We start from the raw sequence: 12,947 nt of genomic DNA, 5'->3' as shown, positions 1-12,947 counted from the left end.
GTTTTCTGCAACGACCTCGAGAGTCCACACGCATGTCCCTCGTCCTCCACGACACCTGGTCGCGCTCCCTGCGCCCCTTCGTTCCGCTGCGCCCCGGCCCGGTGGGGCTCTACTGCTGCGGTCCCACGGTCTACGACCATGCCCACATCGGCAACCTGCGCACCTACGTGTTCGAGGACCTGCTGCGCCGCGTGCTCGAATTCGGCGGCCACGAGGTGCGGCACGTGGTCAACATCACCGACGTCGGCCACCTGGTCTCGGACGCCGACGAGGGCGAGGACAAGATGGAGAAGGGCAGCCGGCGCGCGGGCGAATCGGCCTGGGCCATCGCCGAGCGTTTCACCGCCGCCTTCCGCGCCGACTGGCGCGCGCTGAACCTGCGCGAGCCCGCCGAATGGCCGCGCGCCACCGACCACATCCCCGAGCAGCTCGCCTTCATCGCCGAGCTCGAGCGCAAGGGCTTCACCTACCGCACCGCCGACGGCATCTACTTCGACACCTCGAAGCAGGACGACTACGGCCACCTCGCGCGGCTGGACAAGGCCGGCCTGCGCGCGGGCCAGCGCGTGGCGATGGGCGACAAGCGCGAGGCCACCGACTTCGCGCTCTGGAAGTTCAGCCCGCCCGGCGCCCAGCGGCAGATGGAATGGGACAGCCCCTGGGGCCGCGGCTTCCCGGGCTGGCACATCGAATGCTCGGCCATGTCGGCCCGCTACCTCGGGCCCTGGTTCGACATCCACTGCGGCGGCGAGGACCACATCGGCGTGCACCACAGCAACGAGATCGCGCAGACCCAGGCCTGCCACGGCACGCGGCTCGCCAACTTCTGGCTGCATGGCTATTTCCTCACGCTCGACGACGACCTGAAGATGTCGAAGTCCAACGGCGACTTCGTGCGGCTGCAGACGCTGGTCGACCGCGGCATCGATCCGCTGGCCTACCGCTACCTGTGCCTGGGCGCGCACTACCGCAGCAGCCTGCGCTTCAACGAGGCCGCGATCGCGGGCGCGCAGTCGGCGCTCGACCGCCTGCGTCGCGCCTATGCGGGCTGGCCGGAGGGCGGCATGGCCGACGCGGGCTTCGTCGCGCGCTTCCGCGCCGAGGTCGAGCAGGACCTGAACCTGCCGCGCGGCCTGGCCGTGCTCTGGGAGCTGGTGCGCAGCGACCTGCCGGCGGCGACGCGGCGCGCCACGGTCGATGTGTTCGAGGCCGTGCTGGGGCTGCGGCTGGCCGATTGGCGCGAGGAGGGCGACGCGGTGCCCGAGGCGATCGCGGCCCTGGCGCGCGAGCGGTTCGAGGCCCGTGCCGCGGGCGACTGGGCCCGGGCCGACCGGCTGCGCGAGGACTTGCGCGCGCAGGGCTGGCAGGTCGAGGACGGCGCGGCCGGCCCCCGGCTCAGCCGTGGACGTGCGTGACAGCAGGCCGGCGGCCGCGGACCGACAATCGCTTCCCATGAACGCCACGCCGCCCAAGCCACGCCCGATCCGCACCGCCGCCTCGCTGATCCTGCTGCGCGACGGGCCCGGCGGCCTCGAGGTGCTGATGCTGCGCCGGGCCGACAAGCCCGACGACCAGAACAGCGGCGCCAGCGTGTTCCCGGGCGGCGTGGTCGACGCGCACGATCGCGAGCTGCACACGCGCTGCGCGGGGCTCGACGATGCGGCCGCGAGCGCGCGGCTCGCGCTGCCCGCGGGCGGCCTCGACTACTACGCCGCCGCGGTGCGCGAATGCTTCGAGGAGGCCGGCGTGCTGTTCGCGAGCGACGCCGACGGCGCGCTGGTCGCGCTCGAGCGCGTCGATCCCGAGCGGCTGGCCGCGATGCGCGCCGCGGTGGCCGACAGCACCGAGGCGCTGCTTGCGCTGTGCGACGCCCAGGGCTGGCGGCTCGCGGTCGACCAGTTCGCCTATTTCAGCCACTGGCTGACGCCGCCCGGCATGCCGCGGCGCTTCGACACGCGCTTCTTCGTCGCGGCCATGCCCCCGGGGCAGGAGGTGCAGGTCGACGGCTTCGAGATCGTCGAGCACCGCTGGCTGCCGCCGGCCGAGGCCGCGAGCCCGGCACTCGGGCTCAAGCTGATGAACGTGACGCGGCGCGTGCTGCTGGAGCTCGCGGGCTTCGCCTCGGTGGTCGATTGCCTCGCGCAGGCGCGCGCTCGTGCGCGCGTGCGGCTCAACATGCCGCGGCTGGCCGACGGGCCCGAAGGCCGGCGGCCGGTGAACGTGGACGAGGCGCCCTACGACGAGGTGGCGCTGATCGATCCCGACGGGCAGGGCGGCGGGCGCTATGCGCACGAAGCGGGGCTTTCGATGCGGCTGTCGCCGCGCGTGTGGCGCGTGACGGGCGCCGATGGAACGCACAGCCATTTCGTGGGGGGCGACGAAGGGTGGGCGCTGATCGATCCGGTGCCGGGCGAGGCGCTGCGCGCCGCGGCGCCCGGGCCGGTGCGCTGGGTGCTGGCCACGCGCGGCGAGGTATCGGCCGCCGGCTGGCCCGAGGCGCGTGCGGTCGCGCCGAAGACTGGGGAGTCGCTGGACCTCGGCGGCGCGACACTGCGGGTGCTGGGCGGCGACGAGGCCGGCGCGCGGCGCTTCCTGCTGGTCGAGGAGCGCCTGCTGTTCTCGGGCAGCGCGCAGGGCGCGGCCGTGGCATGGCCCGAGGATGCGGCGGTCGAATGGATTGCGCCCGTGCGCGGTTTCGTCGTGTGCCACGCGCCCGACTGAGCGCGGCCCGCCGTCTTCAGGAGCGCGGATCGCCGAGCCGTACCAGGCAGTCGACGATCGCATCCGCCGCCTCGTCCAGCCGCGGACCGGGCCGCATCATCAGGTCGAAGCGCGCCGACGCGAAGCTGCAGACGCGGCCGCGCTTGATCGCGTTCATCGCCGACCAGCCGGGCCGCGCGGCCATCGCCGACAGCTCGCCGAGCGCCGACACCATCAGCACGTCGGGGTCGGCGCGCACCACGAACTCGGGGCTCATCTTCGGAAACGGCCCCAGTGTGCCGGGCACCGCGTTCGCGAGGCCCAGCCGCGCAAGCGTCTCGCCGATGAAGGAACTCTCGCTCGCGGCCGCCATGCCGCCATGCACCTCGAAGTAGACGCGCCGGCCCTGCCAGCCCGCGGGCACGCGTGCGCGCGCCGCGTCGAGACCGGCATCGAGCCGGCGCCAGTAGGCCTCGCCCTTGCCGGGCTGGCCGGTGGCGCGCGCCACGGTCTCCATCACGCGGCGCATGTCGGCATGGGTCTTGGCATCGAGCGCCAGCACGCGGATGCCGAGCCGCTCGAGCGGTTCGGCGGCACGGCTGCGCGGGCGCAGCAGCACGAGGTCGGGCTTGAGCGCGACGATGCGCTCGATGTTCGCGTCGTCGATGCCGCCCACCTGCGGCAGCCGCTGCACCGCCACCGGCCAGTTGGCGTGGCGGTCGATGCCCACCAGCCGGTCGCAGGCATCGAGCGCGCACACGGTCTCGGTCAGCGAGGGCATCAGCGAGACGATGCGCCGCGCGGGCGCCGGCAGCTCGAGCACGCTGCCGCGGTCGTCGTCGAGCCGCACGCCCGCATGGACCAGCGCCGGTCCGCCGAGCGCGAAGGCCGCGGCCAGCGAGAGCGCCGAGGCGAAGTGGCGCGCGGGACGCGGGGAGGGCGCGAGGTCGGGGGGCTGGAACATCGTGGAGGAGGGAGGGCGGTGCTGCGCCGATTGTCGCCGCCGGGCTCAGGGCTCGCCCCGGTTCGCCAGCCGCTCGCGCCGAAGCGCCTCCTCGGCGCGCGCGTCATTGACCGCGCGCAGCACCTCGCCGAGGTCGACCGGCCCGGTGTCGCGCAGCGGCGCGCCGCTCAGCGGCGTCTCGGGCCGCAGCAGGCCGCGCTCGTAGAGATGCCAGATCTCCTCGCCATGGCGCGTCTCGTGCAGTTCGGGCGCGAAGCGGCCGAAGAACTCGCGCAGGTTCGCCACGTCGCGCAGCAGCATGCGCTGCGCATGGTTGTTGCCCGCGGCATCGACGGCCTGCGGCAGGTCGATGATCACCGGGCCGCCGGCGCCGAGCAGCACGTTGAACTCCGAGAGGTCGCCGTGCACGATGCCCGCGCACAGCATGCGCATCACCTCGCGCACCAGCGTGGCGTGATGGCGCCGCGCATCGTCGGGCGTGAACTCGACGTCGTTGAGCCGCGGTGCGGCCGCGCCCTCGGCATCGGTCACGAGCTCCATCAGCAGCACGCCCTCCCAGAAGCCGAAGGGCTCGGGCACGCGCACGCCCGCGTCGGCCAGCCGGTGCAGCGCATCGACCTCGGCGCTCTGCCAGTGGCTCTCGGTCATGCGGCGGCCAAAGCGCGTGCCCTTGGCGACGGCGCGGCGCTCGCGCGAGTTGCGGATCTTGCGGTTCTCGGTGTAGTCCACCGCTTGCCGGAAGGCGCGCTTGTCGGCCTCCTTGTAGACCTTGGCGCAACGGGCTTCGTCGCCGCTGTGCACGACGTAGACCATCGCCTCCTTGCCGCTCATGAGCTGGCGGCTGACGCTGTCGATCAGGCCTTCGTCGACCAGGGGTTGGAGTCGGGGCGGGATCTTCATGGGGCCACCTCCTTCCTTGCGCGGGCGGGAAGGATGGCGATGCGGACGGTCGAGAGAAAAACGAAACGATGCCGCGCGTGCGCGGCTGCTGTATCGAGCATGGGTGTGGGCACCTTGATTCGAAAACGAAAGACCGGGCGCCGCACGCGATGGCGCGCGCGGCGGGCTTGGCGAATCTCGGGCGGGGCGGCCTTGCGTGCAGCGGGAGGGCTGCGACGCTCAGCGAGGCGAAGGCATCAGCGGCGTGTGCGCAACGCGATCGAGCGGCCAGGCACCGAGACGGTGGTGGGGGCAAGGACTGGCTTGTTCATTGCGTACCTCCTATGGTGCGTGGTTGTCGAGGGATGCGAATGTAGTCGCATGCGCGCGAACTGTGAAGCCCATCGTTCGCGCGGGGCCGGCGCTGTGTTCGGCGCGCGACAGCGCCACTTAACGCACGCGGCTTAAGGATTCGACAAGGAATGCGTGGTGCGGGCGCTTGAAAGCATCGTCTTCGCAGCAGGCAATTGCTAAACTGGTCGCGACAAGAAGATGCATGAGAAAGCACCGTCGCGTGCCACTTCTCCCGATCCGATCCGCATTGCTTTCGAGATCTTTTCAAATGACGCCTGAACAACGACTGGACCTGTGGCTCTCCGAGGAACGCGAGGTAGTCGAACTGCTTAATTCGGGTCCCGGTGTCGGTGTGGCACGGCCCGCGCAGCTCGTCGGCAAGAGCGGCCTCGAAGTGATGCACGCGATGATGAACGGCCAGCTTCCCTATGCGGAGTTCGCCAAGCACCTGACCTTCTATGCGATCGTCGCGCGCCCGGGCTCGGCCGTGTTCCAGGGCACGCCGCAGCGCGAGTACCTCAATCCCATGGGCACCATCCACGGCGGCTGGATGACCTCGATCCTCGATTCGGCGCTGGGCTGCGCGGTGCTCGCGTCGCTGCCGCCGGGGCAGGTCTACACCACGGCCAGCCTCGAGACCCGTTACCTGAAAGGCCTCACGCTCGACGTGCGGCGCGTGCGCGCCGAGGCCACGGTCACGCGCATCGAAGGCCGCGTGGCGCTGGCCGAAGCCAGCCTCGTGGGTCCGGACGGCACGCTGTATGCCAAGGCCACCACCGAGTGCCGGCTGTTCGACATGCGCGCGCCGGCGCAGGCGCAGGCACCCGCGGTGGCATCGCGGCCCTCGACATCGGCCGCGTCCTAGAAGCGCATAGCCCTTCGGGGCGATTTTTCTTTGGGGGCCGGCCTTTTCAGGACCACATCTTGCGCAGCACCGCCGAGAGTCCCGAGCCGGCGATCAGCGCGATGAAGAAGCGCATCCAGCCGGCCTTGCGCTGGTAGATGTTGGCGACCCAGATCGCGCCCGTCACGAGGCCGATCAGCCAGGCATCGCGCAGCGACAGCAGGAAGCCCAGCACGTAGGTGCCCTGTATCGCGATGCTGACCCACAGGCCCAGCAGCGACAGCGCGCTGCGCGGCTTCGCGGGTTGCGCTGCCGCCGCGGGCTCGGCCGGGCGCGTGTCGTTGCGTGGCGGTGCCTGTTCGCGCCGCTGCGTGTCGTCGAGCGCGCGCTGGCGTTCGCGCTCGGCCTCGCGCTTCGCCTTCTTCTCGGCCGCGATCTGCTCGGGTGTCTTCTCGAGCACCGGCTCGGGCGCGCGCGCGGGCTGCCACCACGTGGACAGCGGCGCGAGCCCGGCGGCCGACTGCTGGCGGAAGTGGCCCGCGGGCAGCGGCGCGCGGGCCGGCGTCGCGACCGTCGCGGGCGCCGCCGCATGCTTCGCGGCCAGCGCCTTCACGCGCCGCAGGTAGGGCTCGGCGCGCGCGGGGTCGGCCATCGCGATGAAGTTCGCATAGCCGCGCAGCGCGGCGATCAGGTCGTGCTGGCCGTTCCAGTGCAGACCCTGCGGACCGTGACGCTCGGCCTGGTGCAGCACGGCGCGAAAGCGCCGCAGGGTGTCCCGGTCGGTCGAGAGCTTGTCGTTGACCACGATGCCGGTCACGTGCTGCTGCTGGTGGCGGCGCATCACCTGCTGTTTCTCGGGATGCACCACGAGGCCTTCGCTGGCCACGATCTGCTTGGCGCGCCACAAGAGCTTGCCGACATCGCGGCCATGCTCGGCATCGGCCGAGAAGCTCAGGTCGTCGGCATAGCGCGTGTAGCGAAAGCCCAGCTTGGCGGCGCAGGCGGCCAGCCGCGCGTCGAGCCGGCGGCACAGCACGTTGGTGAGCATCGGGCTGGTGGGCGCGCCCTGCGGCAGCACGCGCTCGCCGCGCGCGACGAAGTAGCGCTCGCCGTCGAGCTCGACCTCGTCGGTCGGCGCTTCGGTCGCGAGCAGCGCGAACAGGGTCGCGACCTGCGGCGAGTAGCCGAGCTGGCGGAACACGCCGCGCACGCGGCGCAGGCCGATCGAGGGAAAGAAGTCCTTGAGGTCGAGGTTCACCACCACCGCCTGCCCCACGTGCGGCGCGGCATTGCTGAGGATCGAGCGGCCCGGCAGGAAGCCGTGCACCGCTTCGTGCACCGGCACCTTGGCCAGCACGTTGTCGAGCACCCAGTACTGCGCGCGCTTGAGCCGCGGCATCGGCGCCGAGATCTGGCGCTCGCCGCCGGTCTTCTTGGGCACGGTGAAGCGCTGGTAGTGGCTCACGCGCGCGACCTCGCGGTGCCAGGCCAGGAAGCGCAGTTCCCCGAGTTCCAGGCCCATGGCGCGCGCGAGGTCGGTGGCGTCGTGCAGCGCCGGCAGCGCATGGCGCGCGAGCGCCTGCTCGTCGCTGCGCGCCTCGTTGAGGCCGCCCGAGACGCCTTCGCCCAGGTACAGCAGTTCGCGCTGGCGCCGGCCATGCCAGTCGAGCGCGCGCGCATGGCGCTGCTGCGCGAGGCGCTGGCGGGTTTCTTCACGGCGTTCGCGCGCCCGCGCCATGCGTTCCTTGCGCATCGATTTGAGCGCGGTCTCGCGGTCCTCGATGCCGCGCAGCTCGTCGCCGAGATCGCGCAGCGCGGTCTGCAGCTCGCCCTCGCGGCGGATCAACTGGGCTTCGACCGTGGGCTGCGCCGTGTCGCGCGGCCAGAAGCCCAGGCGCTGCATCTCCTCGAGCACGACCTCCTGCTTGGAACTCCCGCGGATGCGCGCGTAGAGCTCCTCGCGCGTGAGCGCCGAATCGGGTACGGAGGAGGGAGAGGGTGGGGTCATGGGCGGTGTGCGCCGCATGGACCGATGCACTGGAAGAAAAAGATGCGAACGGGACGGGAATCTCGTCGAAGAGCCTGAAGACTGGACAGCTCCACTCGACGCCGTACGCGCATGGTGGCGCGATGAGCTTCGAAGAAGCCGCACCGTCATCGCGCCACCATGCGCGTACGGCACAGTGAAGAGATGTCCAGTGAAGCCTGGGAAGTGCTGAGATCGAGGATGGCGATGCGCCATCCGGATTGCAAGAGCCTTCCCGCCCCGTTCGCAAAACCAGTGTATCAGCCGATGCTTGCAGTCCTTTCTTCCGAGTCGGTCGCGGGCGTCGGTGCGCCCGCGGTGGTGCCAAGGGCCAGCGCGGCCGAAGCGGTGGCCAGGCGCAGCGCGAGCATGTGTTCGCACGGCCCCTTCGTCATGCGCAGGCGGATGAAGTGGTCGCACTGGCATTCGCCGGTGGCCACGCGCTGGTCGGCATCGAGCTGCAGCCGCACCTGGTACTGGCGCGAGGATTGGGTGCCGCACAGGCCGCTGAGCAGCAGCCCGCCATCGGCACGGGCCTCGACCTTCGTGTCCTTCAGGCGTCCGGCCTGCACCAGTTCGGCCGCGGCCGCTTCCTCGGGGCTGGCATGGCGCAGCCGTTCCATCGGCAGCGGCTCGCGGCTGAGCTCGCGCAGCCGCCACACGCCGTGCGCGATGTCGTACACCACGCGCCCGGCCTGCACATAGCCGCCGAGCGCCGACTCGACCGTGAGAGGCGAAAGCCCGGTGGCCGCGGCCAGTTCGGCGGTGGTGGCGCGCCAGCGTTCGCCCAGCGCCGCGAACACGCGCAGCAGGCTGTCCTGGTCGACGTCGTGGCGCGGCTGCAGCAGCTCGAAGTGGCCGTTGCGCGACCAGTCGTTGGCGGTCCAGCCCGACAGGCCCAGCGTGAACTCCATGTCGGGCAGCCGCGCGACCCAGAAGCTCGGCATGCCGGTGCCCAGCAGGTGCACCGTGAAGCCCTGCGCCACCGGCACCAGCCGTTCGAGCTGCAGCAGCCGGCGCCGGCCCCAGACGCGGATGTCGATGTCGGCGGGTGCGTCGTGCGAGGAACGCGGGCACACCAGTTCATGGCCCCAGGGCTCGAACAGGATGCGCACCGGCTGCCCGGGCCGCAGGATGAAGCGCAGCGAGCGCGGGCCCGCGCGCTCCTTGCGGCGGCGCAGCACCAGGCAGATGTTGTGCACGTCCATCGGGTGCAACTGCAGCCGGTGCGCGGGCAGCAGCATCGCGCTGCTGACCTGCAGGAAGCCGCGCACCCAGCTGTCGGGCACTTCGATCTTGGGTTCGTGGAAGGCCGGGTCGTTGCCGCTCTGTACCTGGAAGCCGCCGGGATCGATCGCCAGCCGCGTGGCCTTGTAGTCGCGGATCTTCTGGAACTCGTCGTAGAGCGACTCGGAGTAGTCGACGTTGGTGGTGCCGAAGGCATGGTCGCTCACACGGTCGAAGACTTCGTGGCCGCAGGAGAACATGCCGTAGCTCGACTCGTCCTGGCTGAAGCACTCGAAGAACACGCGGTCGGGATGCACCGTGATCACCGGATCGAGCACGAACCAGGCTTCGCGGTTGACCTTGTAGAGGTGGTCGAAGTAGCGCTTCTGCGCCTTGTAGAAGGGCTGCAGCATGGCCGACTTGCGCTGGCGCAGCACGTCGAGCTCCTCGCGCAGCGGCGCCATGCGGGCCTTGAGCTCGTCGCTGCGCGCCATGTACTGCGCGAGCAGCTCGCCTTCCTGGCTCGCGAGCCATTCGAGGTAGGCGCTCTTGTCGCGCGGCTGGAAGCGCAGGTCGCCCACCACCACGTCGTGCAGCGCCGACATGCCTTCGCGAAACGGCAGGTGGCGGTTGACCTCGCCGATGAAGTGCACGGGCGCGCGCAGGGTGTCGGGCGCGAACTGCAGCGCTGTGCTGGTGGGCGTCTGCTGCGCGCCCGAGTGGCCGAAATAGCGGTACTGGAACTTCATGCGGCGGGACCCCCGGCGACGGCGGCCCGGCGCGGCGCGACGGCGCGCACGGGCGCAGCCTGCAGCGGGTTCTCGAGCGCCGGATAGCGTTGCTGGATGCTGCGCAGGCCGGCCACGTAGCGGGCGCGCTCGGTGATGGCGCCGCTCACGGCCTGGCGCGCGAACACGCGCGCGACGATGCGCGCCGCCTCTTCGGACTGCTCGGCCTGCGCCGCGAGGAATTCGCTCACGCGCGCCTTGGCGAGCCGGCCGCGGTTGGCCTGCGACAGCACGGTGAGGAAGTAGGGCTCGAGCCGCGCCAGCACCTCGGGCTTGCCGCCCGCGGCGGCCGCCAGCCAGTTGGTCACGAACAGCTGCATGCCGCTCGAGGGATGCTGGCTCAGCTGCAGCATGTAGGTGGTGACGTCGGTGAGTTCGAAGTGCGCGGTGAGCAGCTCGCGGCCCAGGCGCTGCGCGCCGGGATCCTTGTGGTCGCACAGGCGCACCAGCAGCGCGGGTGTCCATTGCGGCGACTGGCCTTGCGCCGCGAACCACTGGCGCGCCCAGGCAAGCGCGTCGTCCCAGCGGCTGTCGAAGATGCGCAGCGCGTCGTCGAGCTGCGCGAGCGTGCGCTCGGGTTGCGCGGCGAGCTGCTCGCAGGCCCATTGCCGCGCGGCGGCGGCATCGACCAGCCCCAGGCTCGCGGTCTGCAGCACGTCGAAGGCCTCGGCCGGCTGCTGCGGCAGCAGCCAGGCGCCCAGCCGTTGCGCGCCCTTGCTGCGCGCCTCGAGCAGCCGCACGGTGGTGGCGCTGTCGCCCGCGCGAGTGTGCTCGGCCAGCGGCCCGCACAGCCACTGCAGCAGCGAATCGAACACGCCTTCGGCCGCTTCGGTGCGGAACAACTCGTCGCGCAGCATCGGCATCAGCGCCGCGCCGAAGTCCGGATGGCCAGGCAGCAACTGCGCGAGCTTGGGCGCGACCGCGCTGCGTACGCGCGGCATCGGGCTGGCGCAGAACACGGCGAACAGCGCCGGCTGCGCGAGCAGCATGTCGTCGGGCAGCGCGGTGAACAGGCGCACGCCGGCGCCGCGCAGCCGCTCGTCGTCCGACTGCAGCAGCCGCGTCAGCACCTCGATCGGCAGGCCTTGCACGGACGCCGGATGCAGCAACAGCCACTCGGCCGCAAGCGCCACCACGTCGGGGCTCGCATGGTCGAACAGGGCCAGCAGCTCGGCCAGCGGCGCCTTCGCGCCGGCTTCGCGCAGCGGGTTCTGCAGCGCCCATTGCAGGTCCTCGCAGATGGCGGCGAGCTCGGGCGCCTGCGCATCGCAGCGCGCGAGCCAGCCGAGCAGCGCGGTGCACAGTGCGTCGAAAACGTCGGCGGCCTCGGGCTGGCCGGCCGCGGCCTGCAGCAGCAGGCGCGAGGCGCGGCGCACCTCGGCATCGGCCGAGACCAGCAGGCGCAGCAGCAGCTCGACGTCGCGGCTGTAACGCGCCGGGTCCTCGGCGATCAGGTCGAGCGCATGGCGACGTGCTTCATCGAGTGGCGAATCGATCAGCGGCACGAGCCACGGGCCGGCCGGCTCGCCGGCCTCGATGCGCTCGCGCACCAGCGTCAACGCGAAGCGCGCCGTGTCGTTCCAGGCGCTCGCGAGCAGCTCGCGCAGCACGGAGCCATCGAGCGCCTGGCAGAAGCTGCGGTTGTCCTGCAGCGCGCGCGCCGCGAAGGCATGCACGCCGGCGCAGCGCGACTGCTGCATCAGCTGCAGCAGCGCCTCGGGATGGCGGTCCCAGCGTTCGGGCCAGGCCTCGCCGCGTTGCGCGCGGTGCTCGGCCGGCGGTGTCTCGCGGCGCCAGTAGAGGCCGCCGGCCAGCGCGGTCCATTCGGGGTCGTGGCGGTGCAGCAGCTGCATCACGACCAGCCAGCGGCTGTAGGGACCGCTGTGCCAGACGCGCGTCTCGCGGTTCCAGCCCGCATCCTCATGGCGCGCCGCGACGGACGCATTCGCATCGTCGGCAGCGAGCAGCACGCCCATCGCGAGCCGCAGCCAGTCGCGCTCGTCGGCCGCGCCGCGCAGCGCGAGCCGGCGCAGGGTGCGCCAGGTGCGGCGGCGCAGGTAGTCGTGCGTGCGCTGGCTCAGCGCGAGCCGGCTGTCGGGGCGCACGATCTCCTTCGCGATGTCGACGTAGCGGCCGTTGAGCATGGCCCATTGGCTGGTGCCGCGAAAGCCCGCGCGCTGCGTTTCGAGGCGCTGGTTCAGCAGGCCCAGCAGGCGGTAGTCGCCCGCGAACTCGGCACCCTTGTAGAGCCGGCGCCAGGCGCGGAAGCTGCCCGCGGCCAGCGACAGCTGCTGCGCCACGTCATGCAGCGCACGGCGCGCCAGGCCGGCGGGCTGCTCCTCGTCGAGGCCTTCGAGCAGTGCGAGTTCGAACAGCTGCTGTGTCCAGTCGGTGTGCGCGAGGCTTTGCCAGTGCGCGGGATCGGCGAGCCGTTCGCGCAGCAGCGCGGCGGCCTCGGCCACCGGCACGACCTGTGCCTCGGTCCAGGCGCGGCGCAGCGAGCCGGGCCAGTCGTCGACGATGCGCTCGGCCTCCGCGGCACGCCGTTCGGCGGGCCACAGCGCGAGCGCGGCCCAGCGCGCGATGCGCGTCACCTTGGGGTCGGACGCGCGGCGCGAGAGCTCGACCATCGCCTCGAAGGCGCCCGCGTCGCCGCAGCGGCCGATGGCCCAGGCGATGCAGTAGTCGAGCATCGCGTCGCCGGTCTCGATCAGCTCGACCAGGCGCGGCACCGCCTGCGCGAGCCGGCGTTCGCCGAGGCGCCACACGGTGCGGCTGCGGCGCAGCGGCGGCAGCAGGCGCCAGGCATCGGGCGCGATGCGGTTCAGAAGAAGGGTGTCGGCAGGGGAAAGGGATGCGGCGGCGGCGATGGGTGCGGCCGGTGCCGATGCCACGAGCGGCGCGCCTTCGAGCGCGAGGCCACGCGCGAGTTGCGCGGCGAGCGCGTCGCCGAACACCGCCATCGCCTTGTCGAGCGCGAGCGGCGCGGGCGTCAGCACGGTCTCGCGCCACTGCAGTCCGTCGCGGCTGCTGCTCAGGTGCACCACGTGCCCGGCGTCGGCGGGCAGCTCGAACAGTTCGATGGTGACGTGTTCCGTGACCGTCGATGTCCCCGGTCTCGTTCGTGTGAGTTTCTCGGATCGAATGCGCTTCACGCGGAGGCCT

8 protein-coding genes are annotated in these 12,947 nt (G+C 71.8%); 3 read left to right on the top strand and 5 right to left on the bottom strand.

Annotated features, from left to right (window positions below):
* The first annotated feature begins 32 nt into the window (after window positions 1-32).
* Both cysS and AC07PU_RS07375 read left to right on the top strand, forming a co-directional pair.
* Window positions 33-1,415: a cysteine--tRNA ligase gene (gene cysS / locus AC07PU_RS07380; RefSeq protein ID WP_495316469.1), complete on the top strand. Its 1,383-nt coding sequence runs from the start codon at window positions 33-35 to the stop codon at window positions 1,413-1,415.
* Between the two features lie 37 nt (window positions 1,416-1,452).
* Window positions 1,453-2,721 carry an NUDIX hydrolase gene (locus tag AC07PU_RS07375; RefSeq protein WP_495316467.1) on the top strand — a complete coding sequence of 423 codons (1,269 nt, stop codon included), beginning with the start codon at window positions 1,453-1,455 and terminating at the stop codon, window positions 2,719-2,721.
* A gap of 16 nt (window positions 2,722-2,737) precedes the next feature.
* On the opposite strand, the gene AC07PU_RS07370 is transcribed toward AC07PU_RS07375, so the two are convergent.
* Window positions 2,738-3,664, bottom strand: coding sequence for an ABC transporter substrate-binding protein (locus tag AC07PU_RS07370; protein WP_495316465.1), 927 nt, complete (start codon window positions 3,662-3,664; stop codon window positions 2,738-2,740).
* A gap of 45 nt (window positions 3,665-3,709) precedes the next feature.
* Window positions 3,710-4,564, bottom strand: coding sequence for a PA4780 family RIO1-like protein kinase (locus AC07PU_RS07365; RefSeq protein ID WP_495316463.1), 855 nt, complete (start codon window positions 4,562-4,564; stop codon window positions 3,710-3,712).
* Window positions 4,565-5,165: 601 nt separating this feature from the next.
* On the opposite strand from AC07PU_RS07365, the gene AC07PU_RS07360 reads away from it, so the two are divergent.
* Complete coding sequence (locus AC07PU_RS07360) at window positions 5,166-5,762, top strand: PaaI family thioesterase (RefSeq protein WP_093342839.1); 597 nt, start codon at window positions 5,166-5,168, stop codon at window positions 5,760-5,762.
* Window positions 5,763-5,808: 46 nt separating this feature from the next.
* Here the strand turns inward: AC07PU_RS07360 and AC07PU_RS07355 are convergent, their stop codons facing one another.
* From AC07PU_RS07355 to AC07PU_RS07345, 3 genes are all read right to left on the bottom strand, one after another.
* Window positions 5,809-7,749, bottom strand: a complete 1,941-nt coding sequence (locus AC07PU_RS07355; RefSeq protein ID WP_495316460.1) for a reverse transcriptase family protein — start codon at window positions 7,747-7,749, stop codon at window positions 5,809-5,811.
* A gap of 278 nt (window positions 7,750-8,027) precedes the next feature.
* A complete protein-coding gene (locus tag AC07PU_RS07350; protein WP_296777620.1) occupies window positions 8,028-9,743 on the bottom strand; it encodes an SWIM zinc finger family protein in 1,716 nt (571 codons plus the stop codon).
* Window positions 9,740-12,937: a hypothetical protein gene (locus AC07PU_RS07345; RefSeq protein WP_495316458.1), complete on the bottom strand. Its 3,198-nt coding sequence runs from the start codon at window positions 12,935-12,937 to the stop codon at window positions 9,740-9,742. The genes AC07PU_RS07350 and AC07PU_RS07345 overlap by 4 nt, the downstream gene beginning before the upstream one ends.
* Window positions 12,938-12,947 lie beyond the last annotated feature (10 nt).

Source organism: Variovorax sp. GW821-FHT10D07, from assembly GCF_059415325.1.
Note: the sequence above shows the minus strand (reverse complement) of the source record. Positions and strands in the feature narration are given on the sequence as shown.

Excerpts from the sequence above, each read along its gene's own strand:
- cysS (WP_495316469.1), top strand. The coding sequence starts at position 33 with ATGTCCCTCGTCCTCCACGACACCTGGTCGCGCTCCCTGCGCCCCTTC.
- AC07PU_RS07375 (WP_495316467.1), top strand. The coding sequence starts at position 1,453 with ATGAACGCCACGCCGCCCAAGCCACGCCCGATCCGCACCGCCGCCTCG.
- AC07PU_RS07370 (WP_495316465.1), bottom strand. The coding sequence starts at position 3,664 with ATGTTCCAGCCCCCCGACCTCGCGCCCTCCCCGCGTCCCGCGCGCCAC.
- AC07PU_RS07365 (WP_495316463.1), bottom strand. The coding sequence starts at position 4,564 with ATGAAGATCCCGCCCCGACTCCAACCCCTGGTCGACGAAGGCCTGATC.
- AC07PU_RS07360 (WP_093342839.1), top strand. The coding sequence starts at position 5,166 with ATGACGCCTGAACAACGACTGGACCTGTGGCTCTCCGAGGAACGCGAG.
- AC07PU_RS07355 (WP_495316460.1), bottom strand. The coding sequence starts at position 7,749 with ATGACCCCACCCTCTCCCTCCTCCGTACCCGATTCGGCGCTCACGCGC.
- AC07PU_RS07350 (WP_296777620.1), bottom strand. The coding sequence starts at position 9,743 with ATGAAGTTCCAGTACCGCTATTTCGGCCACTCGGGCGCGCAGCAGACG.